This window comes from Pedobacter sp. UYP24 (genome assembly GCF_054057295.1).
Map to the genome: position 1 here is coordinate 212360 of NZ_JBSRZD010000003.1, position 19739 is coordinate 232098.

Below are 19739 nucleotides of genomic sequence, written 5' to 3' on the forward strand. Positions count from 1 at the left end.
AATTACTATTTTAACGGTAAATTCCTTGACTTGAGATCTATGGATTAACTAACCAAATATAAAATGAAGACATTATTTACAACATTAGTACTGTTGTTATTCGTAAGTCCGCTGGTTTCAATTGCACAAAGCGGTAAAGTATACGACAACCTTAGTTTACCCAGCAAAATACTAAAAAGTGAACGCAAGTATGCAATATACCTACCGCCTGATTATGAAACGTCGGGCAGAAGTTATCCTGTTTTATACCTCTTGCATGGTTCTGGCGATGACCAAACAGGATGGGTTCAGTTTGGTGAGGTGTTAAATATAACTGATAAAGCAATTGCGGCAGGTACAGCTACCCCAATGATTATTGTGATGCCTGATGCAAATACTGGTCGCAGGGGTTATTTTAACGATATTAAAGGCGACTGGAATTATGAGGATTTCTTTTTTACTGAATTGATTCCTTTTATAGAGAAAAAATACCATGCGAAAACGGATAAAAGAGGTCGCGCTATTTCTGGTCTTTCCATGGGTGGCGGCGGAACATTTATGTACGCATTACACCATCCGGAAATGTTCTCTTCCGCTTGTCCGCTTAGTGCATCAGTTGGACCAATTAACTTAGAAGAAGCAAAAAGTTCCATCAAAAAGAACAATCCTAACCTGGCAGATTCTACAATCACCAATTACTACAACCGCCACAGCGCCATTGCTTTGGTTAACAATATGCCCGAAGATCAGAAAAAAGCGGTACGCTGGTATATTGATTGTGGGGATGACGACTTTTTGTATGAAGGGAATAGTTTGGTTCACATCGCCTTGCGCAAAAAAGAGATTCTACATGAATACAGGGTGCGTGATGGTGGCCATACCTGGACCTATTGGAGAGCAGCGTTACCAAACGTTTTGCAGTTTGTATCTGATACTTTCCACCAGTATTAACGAGGTCATTAAATTAGTTTAACCTATAAATGCATGAATAAGCATACCCCAATTAAAATAAATTTCAACTTGCTCCTCACGCCATTAATTGCAAGCTTCAGTTTATTCTGGAGTGTGGCCAATGCACAACAGTCTAAAGAAATCAAGTTTAAAAAGACTGTGATCAGCACTGATTTCTTTTCAGAAGGCGCCGGAGTGGGCGATTTGAATAAAGACGGCAAGATGGATATCGTTGCCGGAGCATTTTGGTATGAGGCACCCAATTGGACTAAACATGAAGTATACACCCCCGGTAAATTTGACTACAATACCGGCTATAGCGACTCCTTCCTGAACTATGTAATGGATGTTGACCAGGATGGCTGGCTTGATTACATTAGAGTAGATTTTCCTGGAGATGCAGCAGTATGGTATCAAAATCCAAAGAATTCTGCGGTGCACTGGAAAGCCTATCCCTTATATCCTTCTGTAGGTAATGAATCGCCATTATTTGTGGATGTAGACGGAGATGGAAGGATAGATTTACTATGCAATGATTCTAAAGGAGGCAAAATGGTCTGGCTGGAATCACCTAAAATTAAAGGACGTACTGAATGGACCCCACATATGATCAGTGATGTAAAAGATCGTGGTACACATCAGTTTACGCATGGCCTTGGTTTTGGAGACATGAACAAAGATGGTAAGAAAGATGTGGTGATTAAATCTGGTTGGTGGGAATCTCCAAAAGATCCTAAACAAGATAACTGGGCCTGGCATCCTGCAGATCTTGGTGAAGATGCTTCGCAGATGTACGTAATGGATTTGGATAAGGATGGTGATATGGATGTGATCAGTAGTTCCGCACATGCATATGGACTATGGTGGCATGAGCAGGTTGTTGACGCACAGGGCAATATCAGCTGGAAGCACCACGATATATTCAAAACCTTCTCTCAAAACCACGGGTTGGGCCTGGTAGACATCAACAAAGACGGCAGCCCTGATTTGGTAACAGGCAAAAGATTCTGGGCGCATATGGGCCATGACCCGGGTGAGAGAGAACCTGCCGTATTGTATTGGTTTGAATTTAAACCGGGTAAAGTTCCTTCATGGACTCCTCACCTGATAGATAGTGATTCTGGTAATGGACTGCAAACCAATGCGGTTGACATGAATAAGGATAAGTTGATTGATATTGTGGTTGCCAATAAAAAAGGGATATTCTTGTTTGAGCAAATAAAAAACAAATAATTAGAATAACTGTAAACTAACGGCCGGCTGGTTTCCTGAGGATGAGCCCGGCTTAAGTTTACTTTTAGCACGATGGCTTGTTATCCAGTTTATATATTCTTTTTGATCAATCGGCTCTTTTAGCATTCCAGCAGCAACCTGCATTAGAAGTACCCGATTCTCAACGACCTGCCGATACTTCAAAAGCAAATGCTGCACTTGTTGCTGAAGTTTGTTCTTGGGCTTGATCCTGATGTTTTTGTTTAGCGGATTTAAAAGTTGAGTGGTAATTTCTTTAGTGAAATACAGCTGTGCTGATTCAATCCTGCTTTGCAACACTTGCTGATCCTTAAACCCATGTTGCTTATGGAGTTGTAGCAACTGCGACTGGAAGCGATCTGAAACAGCAATTAATTCTTTAATAGCACTCATTAACTGAGTTAAAGTAATTTTTAAGTCTGGCAGGTTTGCTTTCACGATTTCAGGATCGTTGAGAATGTCATTCATGCCGTCAACCATTCTACTTAAAGAAAAATGATCAAGCATCAACTTAAGAATAAAGCTTTCCTGTCCGAGTAAAAGTAAATCATCAAGCGTTTCCACTGCAGCGGGTTTCATGTAATTGATTACCTCTGTGTTAGCGCGCAGACTTTCCGTATTGATCTTGGACTTTAGAATAAGTCCCTGAAGTGTCCTAACCCGACTTAAAGCCACATAAACTTGTCCGGCAACAAATGATTTCCCGGCGTCAATAATGGCGCTGTCGAACGTTAATCCCTGACTTTTATGAATAGTAACCGCCCAGGCTAATTTGATGGGATATTGGGAGAACTCTCCTACCTGTTGCTGAACAATGGCTTCCTCATCTGCTTTATATTCAAAAGATTGCCACGATGATTTTTCAAGAGCAAGGTCTTCTTCGTTTGGAAAAGAAATATAAATAGTCCCGTTTTTTATAGACCTAACTGTCCCTATTTTGCCATTATAAAACTTACGGTCGTCACCAGTATCGTTCTTGATGAACATAACCTGTGCACCCTCCTTTAATTTCAGACTTTGTTCTGCCTGCAAGTTCAGGTCGCGAAATTCTCCGCTTACCTCAGCTTCAAATGTATGCTCTTCGCCTTCAAGCTCATCCAGCATGACTTTATTAATGGTATTTGCTTCTGCATTATGTGAAGTAATGATGATTGGATTGAGCGTTTCTGATGATTTAAACAATGGATCGTACCGTTGGTTTAAAAGTGCAAGTCCGGCCTGATCTATCTGATTATTACGGATGTCATTTAGAATATTAATAAATTCAGGCTCTGTTTGCCTGAATACGGTAGTCAGCTCAATTTGCAACAGTGGATTCCGACGAATCACATGCGCATCAAAAAAATAGGGCGATAAATAGGCCGTCCTCATGAAAGCCCATTCTTCACGCTTGGTAACGGGAGGCAATTGAAAAAGATCACCAATTAAAAGAAGTTGTACACCCCCAAAAGGGAAATTATTTCTTCTTACGGTGCGAAGGATAGCATCGATTACATCCAAAAGATCAGAACGTACCATAGAGATCTCATCGATCACCAGCAATTCCAATTCGTTAAAAAGTGCTGTCTTTTCTCTACTGTAACTAAGATCAGCTACCATGGATTGAATAGATAGTATCCCTGCTTGCAGATTGATCAAACTGATGTCGCCCGGAAAGAAGGATCCCTGCGGAAGTTGGAAAAAAGAGTTGATGGTAGTCCCTTTCGCATTCATGGCAGCCACCCCAGTTGGCGCTACTATTGCCAGCCTTTTGGTGGTCTGTTCTTTGATTTTTTTAAGCAAAGTTGTCTTCCCAGTACCGGCTTTACCAGTAAGAAAGATATTCTGACTGGTGTACTCAATGAAAGAAAGAATTTTATCAAAAATCGAATCAGCCGAACCCTCAATACTCATGTTGCAAATTTAAGGAAACCTAATTGAATCTCCATTGTTGTTACTTATATGATTACTAAAAAGGAACCTATGGAAAGCTTTGTTCAGAAACAATGGGAAGAGATAGACAGGAAGTTATATAAGGTAATGCTATTCAAAGATTTTCAGGAAACCTTCGCCTTTATGGTTCGTGTGGCTTTTCTTGCTGAAAAGAACAACCACCATCCAAAATGGACCAATACCTATAATAAATTGGAAATATGGCTGAGTACACATGATGCAGGCGACATCGTAACCGAAAAAGACCATAGCCTTGCCAAGCAAATAGATCAATTGCTAGTACCTTGTTACTAAAACATTTGTTAGCTTTAAATATCTTTAAAGAAATGACAGCAGCGCAACTTGAAATCCTACAGTTTCCGATAGGCAAATTCGTTAAGCCGGATCTTTTTACCGACGAAATAATCAGTAGCTATGTGCGAACAATCGCTGCTTTCCCAGCCAAAATTGACTTGCAAACAAGTTTGCTAACTGACAAGGAATTAGATACGCCGTACCGTCCTGATGGCTGGACAATAAGGCAAGTTGTTCATCATTGTGCAGACAGTCACATGAATAGCTTTGTTCGGTTCAAACTGGCATTAACAGAAGACCAACCTGTAATTAAGCCATATTATGAGGAACGTTGGGCAGAATTACCAGACAGCAAATTACCAGTAGCCGCCAGTCTAAGTTTATTAGACGGTCTTCATACACGCTGGGTAGCCTTACTCACATCGCTCCCCTCTGAACAATTGGAGAGAACGTTCGTACATCCGGAGCATGGCAAGCATTTTTCATTGAAGGAGACAGTAGGAATTTATGCATGGCACTGCGAACATCACCTGGCACACATTACTGAGTTGAAGAAGAGAATTCAAAGTTAAACCTCCCGAGGGGAGCCACATCACCATTGACCAAGAAATCCATAACGTCACCTTCTTTTTGCATATTATCAGACCATTTAAACTGGAAACTCTTTCCTTTTAATTTCAACAGCGACTTCGGAATTTTGATTTCCATTTTGTTATCAGCATAGCTGTATTGAACCCTTCCATAAGCTGTCCAATTCCAACCTTGATCAGCTTTTTCTAGCACTGCCATCTCTGCTGGCGACTTTCTGTTGATTACGTAATCGTAACCCTCCCATCCGGTTTGTTTGTTATTATCTATGTCTATAAAAAGCCTCATCCATGCAGTGTCTGTTGTTGGTGTAAGCTTCTCTGCCGTCTCTACATAGAAATAGAAATTATTTTTGTCTTGCGCAACCTTGGCATTGATGATATCATTCCTACCTGTTGTATTTACATAATGTGTACCAGCAAAACCGTTAGCATCCCTATGTAGCGTATTTCCTTTATGAGATTTGAATTCAGGCAAAACACTTGTCCACTCTTCGAATTTACCATCAATAACAATTGTCTTAGGTACTGATGGCTTTTCAGGAGCCGGCATTCCTTTAAATTTTCTAATGTTTGCAATCAGTTGATAATAGTAGTTGTCATTGTGCCCACCTTTCATCGGCTCAATATCCCGACTATGTTCTGTATCGAACTGATCCGGAAAAGCATTTTGCTGCCCTTGCCATGTTTCATAACGCCCGGCTATCCATTCATTCCAGCCGGTAACAAATACAAATTCTACATCTTGCTTTATGGCATAATCCCACTGCTCCTGGAAATTGAGTCCGTATTGATGCGCATCTGGCCTCGGGTCCTGACCATTTTTGTACGTATAGCTCCTGCCAAATGCACCTTTTGAATTCATTGCACTTAAACCGTTTGCCTTTGTCCAGTTTTGCGAAGTACCTACTGTCATTTGTTCAAAGCTTCCATCAGTATTTTTCCCAAAGCCATGCTGTGGATAAATTTCCAACCAACCCCAGTGGTCTTCCCTTTTAGGGCCCTTATCATAAACTGGCTGACCCGGCCTAAAGGTGAAGAACTCCCTGATCTCGGGATCAATATTATCCGGGTAAGCCATAATTAAAGGTTTACCTTTCCACTGAAACCATAGGTCTTTGTACAAACCAGGTTTATACAGATCTTTATACACTTGGTTTATAGCACTCTTTGTCGCTTCTGAAGCTCCGAAGCCCATCATGAATGCAATCTGCGGCGTTTTGATGCCATTCTTTCGTGCTTCTATAAATACTTCGCATAAGGCCATGTAAGCAGGCTTCCAAACAAAATCCCCATTGGTACAATCAAACATGATCATGTCTACACCTGCATCAGCCAGCATTTCTGCATGCCTATACAAAACCCATTTGTCCATATTGGTGTAAAAACCAAACAAGGGCTCTCCCCAGAAATTCATAATATTTTGAGGCCATGCCGGATGCTTATAATCGTACAGCGCATCAGGGTATTTTTGCAGGAAAGTAGTAGTATTGTTTGGTTTGTTTGCAGCCTGGGCATAGTGCCAGGTCCAGTAAAAGATGCCTACAAAACGGTCTTTCTTAACCTCTCCAACTTCTTTATAAGTAGGAAGCTTTCTCCCTAAAGCATCTGTAGCTGGTAATGTGACAGAATAGTTATATAACTTTTCCTGCGAGTTGGCGGTTAAAGAAGCCGTACTAATGAGAAAGCTTAACAGGATTTTATGCATCGAAATATTTTATTTAAACCTAATTGCTTTTAATGGGCTTATTTTGCTAACCAACAATGAAGGTAAAATAAGCACAATTAAACAGACAAAGGCAATACAAACATTCAATACCAATACGTCAATAAAATGGATTTCAATAGGGACGTAAGATAAGTAATAAGAAGTTTGATCCAGTTTAAAAATGTGGGTGTACGTTTGTAAAAACCCAAGTCCCAAACCTAAAATATTACCGAGCAACAATCCAAGCCCAACCAGGTATAGCGCGTTATAAAGGAATATCTTCATCACGCTAAAATCCGTCATGCCAAAAGCTTTCAGCATACCAATCATGTTGGTGCGCTCCAATATCATGATCAGCAATGCGGTAATCATATTAATAACCCCCACAACCATCATTAACACCAACAACACCCTAGTATTTACATCTAAAAGAGACAACCAGGTAAAAATGGCCGGAAAGTATTCCTGAACAGATTCAGATTTAAGTTTAATCTCCAATCCTTCGTAAATAGCCGTTGATGTTTGTCTAAGCCTATCAAAGTCCTTGATCCTAACCTCTATACCCCCAATTTCGTTAGGCTTCCAATTGTTCAATCGCCTAATCAGGTTAAGATCTCCTATTACAAAACCCTTATCTATTTCTTCAACACCTATACTATAAATACCTACAATCTTAAATGGCCTCCTGCGCGGAGGGTTTTGCACAAAGTGCATGATAAAATCATCCCCAACCTTCAATTTCAGCCTGTTGGCAGTAAACTGAGAGATCATGATTTGCTTCATTGCCTTTACACTATCCGTAAAATCCAGCACAGATCCGCTAACCAAATGTTTACGGATGTAATCCCAATGAAAGGTATGGTCTACTCCTTTAAAGTTGACCCCTTCTACCTCATCATTTGCAGAAATAATAGCCGGTTTAGTGGCATACGGTTGAAAATACACGACTTGTGGATTCTTCCGAAGATTATTTATCGTTTCTGCGGCCGGAATAAAAGGCGATAACTCAAAGGAGTTGTTTAAGTCATACTTAAAAATCCTGACATCGCCAATGTAACCCCTAACCTTATCCTGAATCTCTGTTTTAAAACCCTTAATGATCGCAATAGACAGCATCATTACGGCAAGACTAAGCATAACACCGGCAATCGCAATCCGAACAATGAGTTTAGAAAATGTTCGTTCAGACTTGATGGCTATGCGCCCTGCAATAAAGTATTCTGTATTCAATATTTGCGATCTCTAGGTTACCCGGCAAAAATGCAAATAATTAATAACTATTGTTTAAGGGTAAGCAGATATTCTGCAATATTAGCAAGGTCCTTTTCACTTAGCTGAAGCGCTGAAGGCTCTGGCATTACGGAAGTCGAAAACTGCTTTCTGCTCGCAATATCTGCTGCTTTAATGTTGTGTTTACCACCTGCCATATCCTTTAAAACTACCATTTCTCCGTCACCTTGTAAAAATCCGGATACCGTTGTACCATCCTTTTTGGTGATTAACCAAGACTCGTAACCAAAGGCCATACCCGCACTTGGATTAACAATAGCATCAAGTAAGCCGTTCTTTTCAAACTTCTTGTTGATCAAACTCAGTTCCGGACCAATGCTGGCACCTTCATTTCCAACTTTATGACAAGTCATGCATTTCTCTTTAAAGAGCAGTCGGCCAAGTTTGGCATCTCCCTGTAATTTTGCAATCTTAGGGATGGATAGCGCAGTAGTTACACCTGGCTTTTTAAAATAATCACTTGCCAAAACACGTACTGTTTGATCCGGATTGCTAAATATCACCTTACTTACTTCATCAATAAGCAGCTTAGAAAGCTTTTTATCAACTGCTAAACCGATCAGCATTTCTCCACCCACCTTTTCTTTGGCCATTATTTTGATGGCTTCTACTTTATCTGCGGCAGAAGTAGTTCCGTTTTCTATTTTCAGCTTTTGAACAAGCATCTTTTTCTGGGCATCCGCATCTTTATCAGGTCCGGTTGATGGCAACTCCATCTTAAAATTACTCCAATCATTACCTTGGCGATAGCGCAACCACCACAAAGCCTGCTCTTTGATCTTGGCATCCTTGTTACTCATCAGTCCTTGCATGGCATCAACTGCTTTCTGGTCTTTAATAAAACCTAAAGTAACTATAGCTTGCTTTTGCTGATCTGCTGATAGCTGATCAGACCCAGCTCTTTGCTTTAACGCAGCAACAGCGGCCTTAGGATGTAAACACCAAACCAGGTCAGCAAAAGCCTGACTCCATTTTAATGGCTCTCCACCAAGTTTTGCATTTAGTAAAGGATATAATTCTTCTTCTTTGCCTTCTGCAGCCAGCCCCAGTGCTTCCAGGTAATAGCGGTCGTTACCTTGGTAGGCAACAGCAAGAGGCATAAACAATTCACTCATCGCATTAAAAGGAAGGTCACGCATAGCGACTGCCACTTCCCTGCGTACCGCAGCTGATGGATCTTTGCTCAACTGCATGGCATAAGCACTTATACCGGGTTTAACTTCGCGCAAAGCGCGGAAAGCCGCAATTCTCAAATTAGGATCATTGTCTTTTAATGCCGCTTCCACTTCTGTAATTCCACTGGCACCCATATTAGAAAGCAACCAGATTGCCCTGGCTCTATAGTAAGGATTTGTAGAGTCCAATAATTTCTTAACATCTTTTACCGCTTTGTTTCCTTGAGCGGCAAGCAATACGAAACCTGCATTGCGCACATTTACAGCCGGACTAAGTAAAGCATCTATCTGACCTTTAGTAGTTTTAAGACTGATTTTAGGGTTAACTAGCTTTCTACCTTTTGGCGCAATCCGGTAAATACGACCAGCTCCGGTAGTATCTGTCATTCTATGTCCACCTACCATGCTGTCATACCAATCTGCCACATAAATTGCCCCATCGGTACCAATCGCCACATCACTTGGTCTAAACCATTTTGTTTTCTCATCCTCCCTTACTGAACTCTGAGCTACTGCTACTTCTTCATCAGATAAAGAAGTGATTAAGTTCTGCCGCTTTAAATCAAAACCCGCACCGTTTACCGCAGGTTTATAAGCAAAAACTACATTACGACCTGCATCACAAGTAAGTAGCATACCCCTGTATTTTTCTCCAAGGGCATCACTTTCATTGAATGCCACTCCAGTAGGAGAGCCTGCTCCAGTATTGTCTCCATAAGGAAGCACGCCTGGATCGTCCTGATGCCAGTGTGCAGCAGGGGTCGATTGGCCTGGTCTGCGGTCGGCTTCCCAACGGCGTGTTCCATCTATACTTGCATAGCCCATATTGGCACCTTCCATTAACCAGGAAACCCTTACGCCACGATTACCATCATCGTCATTGTCATTTTGCCACATGTTTCCGTAAGAATCTACAGTAAACTCGTAAGAGTTACGGAAATTATGACCAACTACCTTTAAACCTGTACCATCAGGATTAACACGCATGGCGATACCACCAACCCAAATCTTACCATCATCACTCACCAAGCCACCTTTATTGCTGTTATTATACGGCGAGCCACCATTGTAATTACTTCCTGCTCTTAAATTCCATCCTGCTTTGTCAGTAACCATATGCGGACCAGCATTACCGGCATTGAAATAATATTTACCATCAGGTCCAGCAATCATGGCATGTAAACTGTGATCATGGTCCTTACCACCAAAACCAGTTAAAAACACTTCTTTTTTATCTGGCTTATCATCGCCATCCTCATCGGTATAAACGATGATAGAGGGCGCACAGGATACAATGGTTTTATTTCCAATTACCGCAATTCCCAGTGGCGCAATCAGGTCTTTATCCTGTACAAATACTTTTGAAGTTTCTGCTATTCCATCTCCATCCTTGTCCTCCAATATAACTACCCGATCTCCTTCTACCCTATCCTTAAATTGGGGAGCTTTATTGTTGTACTTGCGATAATTTACAGCTTCCGTAACCCAAATACGCCCTTTAATATCCACATCAATATTTGTTGGATTATAAAATTTGGGCGATTCTGCCCATAATGTAGCTTCCAGATCATCCGGCAAAAACAGTTTTGTCTGATCCGATTTGTATTTTTCTTCAAGTTTAAGTGAATCTTTTTTGATCAGGGTATATCCTGACGCTACCGTTAGCACCGCTGCAAAGGCAATAATTTTGATCTTCATGGTTATCATTTGGTTACGAGCCAACAATATAATAAACTTCTTTGGAAAACTTTAACTTTGCTAACTATGAAATTATACTTTGTACATTTTGTGCTTTCAACATTCCTGGTCATTTCTTTCCAGGCCTGCGGATCAACCCCTAAAATTATTATAAACAGCAACGTACCTAACCCCTATAAAATAGATCTTGCAAAAATAGATCCGCCAAAAGTCAATAAGCTAATTACAGGGGCTGAGCAAACCGAATTGTATGTTCCCTATTTAAAAGGCAAAAGGGTAGGTATGGTCGTTAATCCCACTTCTATTATCGGTAGACAAACATCGGTAGACAGCCTTCTGAAACTGGGTGTACAGGTTGTGAAAATTTTTGGTCCGGAGCATGGCTTTAGGGGAAACGCCAGTGCAGGTGTTAATGTAGATGACGATATAGATGCGAAAACGGGCATCAAGGCAATCTCTTTATACGGAAAACACTCCATTCCTACTAAAGAAGATTTGGCAGATATTGATATTATGATATTTGATATACAGGATGTTGGAGTTCGGTTTTATACCTATATCAACACTCTGCAACATGTAATGGAAGCCTGCGCGGCAAATAATAAAGAAGTGATGATCCTGGATAGACCCAACCCAAATGGCTTTTATATTGACGGACCAATATTAGACCCTCAGTTTAAGTCGGGCATTGGTTTAAAGCCAATTCCAATTGTACATGGTTTAACTGTGGCAGAGTATGCCCTGATGTTAAATGGCGAAGGCTGGCTGGACAATAAGCTGAAGTGCAAGCTCAAAATTATTAAAGTAGCCAATTATACGCACGATACCCCTTACGAGCTCCCGGTTAAGCCATCACCAAACCTAAACACGGCACAATCTATCTTACTATATCCATCTACCTGCTTATTTGAAGGAACCTATTTAAACCACGGAAGAGGCACACAATTTCCATTTACTGTGATTGGTTCTCCTTTCCTGAAAGGAAAATACAGCTTCTCCTTCACCCCCAAAAGCATCAAAGGGATGGCGGAGACTCCCTTATTCATGAATCAGGAATGCTTTGGCCTTGATTTAAGAAACTACGACACGGCTAAAATTAGAAAAGACAAAAAGTTAAACCTAAGCTGGCTGATAGCATTATACAACGCATCACCCAATAAAGCTGATTTCTTTAATACAAAATTGAGTAACCAAATGGGCACAATAGAACGTCTAATTGGTGTGGCAGATTTCAGGAAACAGGTAATTGCCGGTAAAACAGAAAAAGAGATCAGGGCCAGCTGGGAGCCTGGATTAAGCCAATATAAAACAATGCGCAAGAAATATCTGTTGTACAACTAAGCAGCTTTCTTGCTTTTTACTTTAGCTTTAACAGGTTTCTTTTGTGCTGCTTTTAAAAAGGCCATCAATACTTTTTCGTCGTTTTCCATAGCAGTGGCACTTACTGCGGGTTTTGTATTTACCTTCTTTAAATACTTAGCCAGTTCGTCGTTTTCAAAGGCTTCCAACAGGATAGGATACACATAAGAGGTTTTGCAAACTGCCCTTGTATTGCCCAATTTGTGGGCTACACAATCTAAAACGTCAACAATAGCCTTTTTCTTAGGCTTGTCTATATCTGTGCTGTAACACTTAGCCAGTTGCCTTAAGGCCTCCAGCGTTCCACCCCAAGTCCTAAAATCTTTAGCTGTGAAATCGCAACCCGTAATTTCCCTTATGTAATTGTTAATCTTACCAGAATCTATCGGCCTATGCTCATTACCCTCCGTGTAGTATTGGAATAAATCCTGTCCGGGTATCTCCATACACTTCTTAACCAGTTTAGCCAGCGACTTATCATTCAGGTCTAAATTCTGCTTTACTCCTTTTTTACCAATGAAGTTCAATTTTAAATGATTGCCTTGTATTTTAACATGCTTGTTTCTCAGTGTTGTTAAACCGTAGCTACCATAAAGCTGTTTGTAGGATTCGTTACCTACGCGAATCAGCGTTTTTAACATCACTTGCATACATATTGCCAACACCTTTTGCTCATCAAACGCCTTTCTGCGTAAATCCTTAGCAATCCTTTTACGAGCATTAGGCAATGATTTACCGAATTCCAATAACCTAAAATACTTGCTGTCTGAACGGCGGGAGGTCCAATCGGCATGATACTTATATTGTTTCCTTCCTGCTGCATCCAAACCAGTTACCTGCAGATAAGCACTTTTCCTGTTTGCAACCCATACATTAGTCCACGCCGGCGGTATAACCAGCGCCTTTATCCTACCGAGCTGATCATCATCTGCAACGCGGTTACCATCTTTATCCTCATAATGAAACTTACCAGGTTTACCTTTACGGTATATGCCTGGCTGACTATCCGTTGCGTAAGTCAGTCCGCTTGATTTAATTTCTTCCAGAGTTTGTACCATAAAAATGCAGAAATATCCGTTAAATTTGATTGCTGTTACACATAAACATAAGATGATGAAAATAGTTTTTATGGGTACCCCCGATTTTGCAGTTGCTTCTTTAAATGCGCTTGTAAAAGCCGGATTTGAGGTAGCCGCAGTTGTTACCGCTGCTGATAAACCTGCAGGGCGCGGACAAAAATTACAGGAAAGTGCCGTAAAGCAATATGCCGTACAAAACGGAATAAAGGTATTACAACCAATAAAGTTGAAAGACCCTGAATTTATTGCAGAACTTCAATCTATTGGCGCCGATCTGCAGGTAGTGGTCGCTTTCCGGATGTTACCTGAAATCGTATGGAACATGCCTGCCAAAGGCACTATAAACTTACATGGCAGCCTATTGCCTCAATACCGCGGTGCGGCACCAATTAACCATGCCATCATAAACGGAGAAAAAGAAAGCGGGGTAACTACCTTCTTTTTAAAACAGGAGATTGATACGGGAGACATTATTTTCTCTGAGAAAATAACCATAGCAGATGACGATAATGCAGGGCAATTACACGACAGTTTAATGGAAATTGGCGCTGTTCTAATTGTGAAAACAGTGAAGGCCATACAAGGTGGCAATTACCAGGAGCAACCGCAGCCGCAAAGCGAAGATCTAAAACACGCACCTAAAATATTTAAAGAACACTGCTTAATTAACTGGGACCAGCCCGCTCAAACTGTTTATAATATGATTAGGGGATTGAGTCCTTATCCTACTGCTTTTACTAAACTGAATGACAAAACACTTAAGGTTTTCAAAGCAGAATTGGAAAATAAAGAACATTCCATTACTCCTGGAGAATTCCTAAGTGATGGAAAAACATTTTTAAAGTTTGCAGCTAAAGATGGTTTTATTAAATTACTTGATATTCAGTACGAAGGCAAAAAAAGAATGACCATTGAAGAGTTCCTTAGAGGTGTTAGGTTCTAGGATAAAAACACAGTTTTGTAGCATTACTTCACCTTTATCTTCTTCATACCACTTCCAACGCTGCCGCTCATGTCTGCCCCTTCAACACTTATGGTATAGTTACCAATAATATCAGAAGTGTAGAATGAGACCTTGGCTCTTCCATTTGCATCCGTAACTACATTAGGTTCCCAGAATAAAGTAGAACGGAAATCTGGTTCTGAGGCATCTGCTGCCTTTGCAGTATACATCGGACTGTAAAACTGCTGCGGATAAAGAATTGGGAGCGGCCTGTAGGTTACAACGCCTGGCTTGTTATTAAGATGGTAACCAGCACCATTAAGTGTTGTAATTGTTATAACAGCAAAGTAGTAAGGCCGTATTTGAGCCAAACCAGTATATGTTACCTCCAAACCTTTGAAGGTCTCAATTTGATAAGAACTGAAAACATCTGTATTTTGTGCCACAGAAGAAGTATCTTCAATTAAAGAGCTGAAATCTAAACTCCTACCATCGATATCGAGATCTTTCCATAAAATACCCCTGTACTTTCCAAAACCAAACATCACCGGGCCACCAGGAATTTCCCAATTTCTAAAGATTTTGAATCCCGGGATCTTCTGCTTAAGCAATTGGTATAAATTCATCACCCCTGATTCTCTAATATCTTGTTGGTCAAATGCAAGGTCAGCCTCACCCTTACTGGTAAAAGGTCTTCTTGAACCCTTTATATTTTTTTGCTTTGCAATAGTCACTTCATTTAAACGTATTCCCGTACCTTTTACACCATATTCTTCAGCTTTTGCTGCAATTCTTTTTACATAATTGACTTGTGAAGTATCTGTATTTACATACCATGGCAGGGCTGCACTCTTAATCATAGAAGGTATTTCTGGTGCATTAAAGCGGTCTACAGTAATTCCGCCAAAGGTCATCTCCTTTCCTTTAAGGGTTCTTGCCTGAATAAAGAAAGATCCACTATCAATAGCAGGCAGGCTCTTAAACGTATAGCGACCTTGTAAATCTGTAACGGTAGTCGTTATAAAAGAAGGCTTTTTGGAAGAAATCAATACCGGAACATTAGCCACCGGCTTTTTGAAGATGTTGGTAACAACGCCACTTACCTTAAACTCTTTTTCTGCCTGGTATTTTGGCATGGCCTCACTAAAAATATCATCCCAGCTATAACCTGTCCATCCTTGCGTTAGCATCAAATTGTCTAATGCAAGCCAGGCATTCTTATCTTTTCTACTCAGGTAATACCCTGGAGATTCAACTATTCCTTTTAAATCTGCAGACAAGAGCAAACTTGTAACTATGCCTCCATTTCCGGTACTATCAGATTTAACTTGACTATCATCGGTTACGGAAAGCGAGAAATTACCTTTAACAGGGATTCCGCTTTTATCTTTAACCTGGATCACCAGCTCAACACTATCTCGTTTTAAATAGGAAGGCTTACTTTGATCAACCTGAACAAGCAATTGATCCTGATGATCAACAAATACGGCACGCTCATTTATTGGCCTTTTGCCCTGAAACAGGGTAAACTTAGAAACACCTGTAGGAAGTTTATTTTTAGCGATATTGATTTCCTGATTATTGAAATCTACCTTTTGCCAAAAATTCATTACACCTTTAGAAGTACTAATGAGGTAATAGGAACTATCTGCTTTTAGTGCATCTGCTGTTGCATTTATAGTAACCTTAATGGCAGAATTATCTGCTGTGTTATCTGCATGCAAAACTGTACCCGAGGCTTTTGCTTTAGGGAAGGCATAAGTCTTACGCTCATCATCAGACATATTCAATTTTGCGGTATATATTTCATTGGCTTCTGGCGTGAATTCAAATGAACCCATACCATTGTGTAACGCTTCAAATTTAAGCATTTCGGCTCCTTTACTATTAAATAGCGTACCTGATACAGCAGCTCCTTTACCATCTTCACCAATGGCCTTAAAGCCAATCACAGATCTTAGTCCTGCTACCAAATACCCACCTTCTGGCAAAAACTGAAGATCAATTTTCCCTTTCCTGCTAATGGTAAGTGGTACCTGTAATATTTGTAATCCCTCTTCTTTATTTACATTCCTGATTTCTACCCTAAGAATTGTTCCATCAGTTCTATCCCTTAAAAGCTTGCTAAACTGCAGGCTCCCATCCTGACTGGTCTGCATCTTCTCGTTAAAAATCCAATGATCACCTTCATAAACCTTAACTTCCACCTGCTTTAATCCTACTGGTGATTTATCCGTGCGCTGCAGTTTAATATTTACATCGAGTTGATCTCTTTCCTCAACCCGGTTAATCTCTGCTTTTGAATTAACAAGCCATGTATTCACTTTAGGAATTCCCAAGTAAAATCTCTTACTAAAGACATAATCATCGCCAAAGTTCTGCATCCAATTGGTATAAGCCCTTAAGGTGTAACCACCTTCATGAAATATTTTAGCAGGCAGCGGAATTTGACCCCATCCCAAGCCATTTGTTATCGGTATACTTATTCTTCTAACCACCTCAGAACTGTCATCATCCAGTTCCAGATAAAGGAGTTTGCTTTGTTTAGATGCGGATAAGTTTGCGCCATCCATTACATAACTTTTAAACCAAAGCGTATCACCAATATTATAGTAGGGTTTGTCGCTGTGTACATACACCTTTTCCATCGGCAATCTTTTCCTTATGCTGTCCAGTCCTGTAGAGATTAATTTGGCAATCCCTTGCGGCGGACTCAACTTTGCCATTGCATTTAACCCTTTACCATTAAAAAGATCCCCTTCAACGGCATAATGATAAACTTGTCGGCCAAGTTCCCCTTCAGCGTTGATACCTTCTACAATAACCTTATAGTTACCCGGCCCGTCTCCGTTAAAGAAATTAAGCGTGGTCTTACCAGTACTGTATGTCTTTACGCTTGGGTTCCAGTAAATGGTAGAGCGAAAGTCGGGCAGCTCAATGTTGCTGCCCGGACGATCGTACCTTGGGGAGTAAAATTCTCTGGCTTTGTTAAAACCTTTGGGTTGTATATTCGCTACATTTGGATTGTAAGGTCTTCTTAACAGGGCGCCATTCTTGGTAATGATTAAAATTGCCGGCCCTCCTAGAAAACTGATCATGGCCAGATTGGTACGTACTACTTCAATTCTTATAATATCTTCAGGAAGAAGTGTCCCATCCAGCATCATGGAAATATCAACTGGATCAGTTATTCTACTTCCATTCACAATAAAACTCAGAGTGCTACCCCTAGTGTCCTTAATCACCGTATTACCCATTACGTTTTCGAACCTGACGCCTTGCAACCTGCCTTGTATGCAGGTAAGTAGCGTAGCACATTTTTCAGCATTATCAAGAACCAAAGTTTGATCGGCAGAAACTGCCGGAATTTTAAACATTCCTTGTGGGGCTTCCAACGCTAGCGCCGCTTTTTTAGCAGAAATATTAACTTCCTTTAACCGTTGGACCCTATTCAGCATGCCCAGCCTGGTATAAAGTGAATCTTGTTTCTTTCCGTTATCGATATAAGCCTTTATTGTACCAGAAATATTGGTATTCAAATCACCAATGTTCCTGTTCTTTGTCATCAGGACTTTAGGTACCGTATCGAGCACAATCTCCACTTTACTTCCGTTCTTTTCTGTTCTGGCCTGAACAACAAATTTTAGACTATCGGTAAGTACAAATCCTTCAAACTTAAACCTACCATTGGCATCAGTAGTTGTATTTTGAATGATACCTGCCTTGGTAGACATAAGTGTCACTTTTGCATTTGGGACAACCTTGCTCCCCAGGTTTTTTACCACTCCAGAAATGTCTATACCAAGGCCCTCTACTTTAAACTTAGGAACAGTTCCCGCAATTCCCTTCCAGGCAAACCTTCTGTAACCCTGCGTTAGCATCAGGTTATCTAAAGCTTTGTTTACCTGAATATTATCTTTTGTAAAGTAATAGTTGGGCTTTTCTATATACCCCTTTAAATCTGAAGTCAGTAATAGATTAGAAAAGATCGTACTTTCCCCCTCTTCACTAAAAGGCACCTTATCTTCATCAATCACGGTAACAGAGAAATTTCCGGCAGTCAACTTATCGTTCCTGTCTCTGGATTCCAATTCCAGCTCAACGCGCTCCTTACTTTTGTAGCTTTTCTTTTTAGTAGCCAACTTTAACTGCATCTGATCTTTGCTTTTTACAAATGCCAGTCGTTCATTTAAAGGTTCTCCAGCAGCAGAAAAAATAGTAAACTGCACAATACCAGAAGGAAACGCACTTTTTTCCAACCAAAATGAGGTAGTTGCCCTGGTTATGCTAACCGGCGAAGCAGCAATAGTTTCCCCACCTATTTGGGCGATAAAATTTAAGTTAACCGGCGATTGCTTTGTTGATTCAACTACTTTGGCAGATGTATTTATCCTGACCAGAATGCTATCCTTATTCGGCTGAAAAACACTCAATGAATAACCATCATCTGCAGCTTTTGGCAGCACAACAACCTTTTTCGTACTATCCGAAAAAGTGATTTGTGCCGAATAGCTTTTACCAGCTTCGGGGATCATGGTAAAGCTCCCCATTCCAGCGTGCAGCGTTTCTATATCTACAATCTTCTTATTTTCATTGTCTACAATTGTTCCCTTTACCACCATCCCGGTACCATCTATCCCAGTGGCCTTAAAAGCTATTCTGGAAACAACACCGTTAATCAGGTTTCCACTTTCAGGAAAAAACTGAACATCTGTCTGACTTAAACCCGCCTTTACAGCGAAATTCTTTGTTACCTTTTGATTATCGGGCGTTTCAATAACAGTCCTGATGTAAGCCCCCCTTAGGTCAAGCTGTTTGTTGTTTGCAATCCCAACAGAAATATTCCCTTTATCATCTGTCTTAACTGATTTACTGTACAGCCTTTCTTTACCCAGCATAATATCATACTCCACACCTCTGCCAGCCAAGGGATTTCCATCTTCATCCGTATAATTTAACGTAGCAGTAAGTACAGGCTTATTATTAACAGTCTGATATTGATAAGATGAAGCCGTTAGCACACTGTTGATGGGAGATCCAACCGTAAATGTACGGTCGAAGAAATAATCCTCACCTGCATTTCTCATCCATTGTGTGTAAGCCCTTATCTGGTAGCTCCCTTCCAGTAATTTATCTTCAAGGGTAAAATCACCCATGGTCATTCCCGCTGTAAGCGGAAGCTTGAGCGACCTTACAACGGAGTCTTTTTCATCGATCAGGTTTACATATAGCGCACCACTCATTGCTGAGAGCTGATGCCTGCTCCCTGTAGTTACATAAGCTTTAAACCAAATGGTATCGCCTAATGCATAATAAGGCTTGTCCATGTGGAGGTAAACTTTTTCCTGTGGATTGGTTTCTGTCCATTCCTGTAGGGAAGTAACCAGCTTGTCCAAAGGATCATTATCCTTTGGTACAAAAGCCAGAAACCCCAAAACTGAAATAAACAGAAGGGTGAGGAGAGAACGATTGAATTTCATCAGTATTTATATT

The 19739-nt window shown here is 40.6% G+C and carries 12 protein-coding genes; 6 read left to right on the top strand and 6 right to left on the bottom strand.

Annotated elements, in window-relative coordinates; genetic code table 11:
• Positions 1-63 precede the first annotated feature (63 nt).
• Both ACVWYN_RS09210 and ACVWYN_RS09215 read left to right on the top strand, forming a co-directional pair.
• A complete protein-coding gene (locus ACVWYN_RS09210; RefSeq protein WP_457288558.1) occupies positions 64-930 on the top strand; it encodes an alpha/beta hydrolase in 867 nt (288 codons plus the stop codon).
• A 33-nt stretch (positions 931-963) separates the two neighbouring features.
• On the top strand, positions 964-2163 hold the full coding sequence (locus ACVWYN_RS09215) for an FG-GAP repeat domain-containing protein (RefSeq protein WP_457288559.1): 1200 nt from the start codon (positions 964-966) through the stop codon (positions 2161-2163).
• On the opposite strand, the gene ACVWYN_RS09220 is transcribed toward ACVWYN_RS09215, so the two are convergent.
• Positions 2164-4074, bottom strand: a complete 1911-nt coding sequence (locus ACVWYN_RS09220) for an ATP-dependent DNA helicase (RefSeq protein ID WP_457288560.1) — start codon at positions 4072-4074, stop codon at positions 2164-2166.
• A 69-nt stretch (positions 4075-4143) separates the two neighbouring features.
• Here ACVWYN_RS09220 and ACVWYN_RS09225 point away from each other — a divergent pair, with 69 nt between their 5' ends.
• Both ACVWYN_RS09225 and ACVWYN_RS09230 read left to right on the top strand, forming a co-directional pair.
• Positions 4144-4407, top strand: coding sequence for a 4a-hydroxytetrahydrobiopterin dehydratase (locus tag ACVWYN_RS09225; RefSeq protein WP_457288561.1), 264 nt, complete (start codon positions 4144-4146; stop codon positions 4405-4407).
• A 32-nt stretch (positions 4408-4439) separates the two neighbouring features.
• Positions 4440-4979 (top strand): YfiT family bacillithiol transferase, encoded by a 540-nt coding sequence (locus ACVWYN_RS09230; protein WP_457288562.1) that lies wholly within the window; start codon positions 4440-4442, stop codon positions 4977-4979.
• Here the strand turns inward: ACVWYN_RS09230 and ACVWYN_RS09235 are convergent.
• The 3 genes from ACVWYN_RS09235 to ACVWYN_RS09245 are packed head-to-tail and all read right to left on the bottom strand — an operon-like array spanning position 4948 to position 10865.
• A complete protein-coding gene (locus ACVWYN_RS09235; protein WP_457288563.1) occupies positions 4948-6702 on the bottom strand; it encodes a hypothetical protein in 1755 nt (584 codons plus the stop codon). The two genes, ACVWYN_RS09230 and ACVWYN_RS09235, sit on opposite strands and share 32 nt — an antisense overlap.
• A gap of 9 nt (positions 6703-6711) precedes the next feature.
• Entirely contained in the window at positions 6712-7932 is a 1221-nt protein-coding gene (locus ACVWYN_RS09240) for an ABC transporter permease (RefSeq protein WP_457288564.1), read from the bottom strand.
• Between the two features lie 47 nt (positions 7933-7979).
• Positions 7980-10865, bottom strand: coding sequence for a PVC-type heme-binding CxxCH protein (locus ACVWYN_RS09245; protein WP_457288565.1), 2886 nt, complete (start codon positions 10863-10865; stop codon positions 7980-7982).
• Between the two features lie 66 nt (positions 10866-10931).
• Here ACVWYN_RS09245 and ACVWYN_RS09250 point away from each other — a divergent pair, with 66 nt between their 5' ends.
• Entirely contained in the window at positions 10932-12206 is a 1275-nt protein-coding gene (locus ACVWYN_RS09250) for an exo-beta-N-acetylmuramidase NamZ family protein (protein ID WP_457288566.1), read from the top strand.
• Here the strand turns inward: ACVWYN_RS09250 and ACVWYN_RS09255 are convergent.
• Positions 12203-13282 carry a DNA topoisomerase IB gene (locus ACVWYN_RS09255; RefSeq protein WP_457288567.1) on the bottom strand — a complete coding sequence of 360 codons (1080 nt, stop codon included), beginning with the start codon at positions 13280-13282 and terminating at the stop codon, positions 12203-12205. The two genes, ACVWYN_RS09250 and ACVWYN_RS09255, sit on opposite strands and share 4 nt — an antisense overlap.
• A 55-nt stretch (positions 13283-13337) precedes the next feature.
• Here ACVWYN_RS09255 and fmt point away from each other — a divergent pair, with 55 nt between their 5' ends.
• The gene (fmt, locus tag ACVWYN_RS09260) at positions 13338-14246 is read left to right on the top strand and encodes a methionyl-tRNA formyltransferase (RefSeq protein ID WP_457288639.1); all 909 of its coding nucleotides are present in this window, start codon (positions 13338-13340) and stop codon (positions 14244-14246) included.
• Between the two features lie 23 nt (positions 14247-14269).
• Here fmt and ACVWYN_RS09265 read toward each other — a convergent pair whose 3' ends face one another.
• Complete coding sequence (locus tag ACVWYN_RS09265) at positions 14270-19726, bottom strand: hypothetical protein (protein WP_457288568.1); 5457 nt, start codon at positions 19724-19726, stop codon at positions 14270-14272.
• Between the last annotated feature and the right edge of the window lie 13 nt (positions 19727-19739).

Excerpts from the sequence above, each read along its gene's own strand:
- ACVWYN_RS09265 (WP_457288568.1), bottom strand. The coding sequence starts at position 19,726 with ATGAAATTCAATCGTTCTCTCCTCACCCTTCTGTTTATTTCAGTTTTG.
- ACVWYN_RS09220 (WP_457288560.1), bottom strand. The coding sequence starts at position 4,074 with ATGAGTATTGAGGGTTCGGCTGATTCGATTTTTGATAAAATTCTTTCT.
- ACVWYN_RS09215 (WP_457288559.1), top strand. The coding sequence starts at position 964 with ATGAATAAGCATACCCCAATTAAAATAAATTTCAACTTGCTCCTCACG.
- ACVWYN_RS09245 (WP_457288565.1), bottom strand. The coding sequence starts at position 10,865 with ATGAAGATCAAAATTATTGCCTTTGCAGCGGTGCTAACGGTAGCGTCA.
- ACVWYN_RS09230 (WP_457288562.1), top strand. The coding sequence starts at position 4,440 with ATGACAGCAGCGCAACTTGAAATCCTACAGTTTCCGATAGGCAAATTC.
- ACVWYN_RS09250 (WP_457288566.1), top strand. The coding sequence starts at position 10,932 with ATGAAATTATACTTTGTACATTTTGTGCTTTCAACATTCCTGGTCATT.
- ACVWYN_RS09255 (WP_457288567.1), bottom strand. The coding sequence starts at position 13,282 with ATGGTACAAACTCTGGAAGAAATTAAATCAAGCGGACTGACTTACGCA.
- fmt (WP_457288639.1), top strand. The coding sequence starts at position 13,338 with ATGAAAATAGTTTTTATGGGTACCCCCGATTTTGCAGTTGCTTCTTTA.
- ACVWYN_RS09235 (WP_457288563.1), bottom strand. The coding sequence starts at position 6,702 with ATGCATAAAATCCTGTTAAGCTTTCTCATTAGTACGGCTTCTTTAACC.
- ACVWYN_RS09210 (WP_457288558.1), top strand. The coding sequence starts at position 64 with ATGAAGACATTATTTACAACATTAGTACTGTTGTTATTCGTAAGTCCG.
- ACVWYN_RS09225 (WP_457288561.1), top strand. The coding sequence starts at position 4,144 with ATGGAAAGCTTTGTTCAGAAACAATGGGAAGAGATAGACAGGAAGTTA.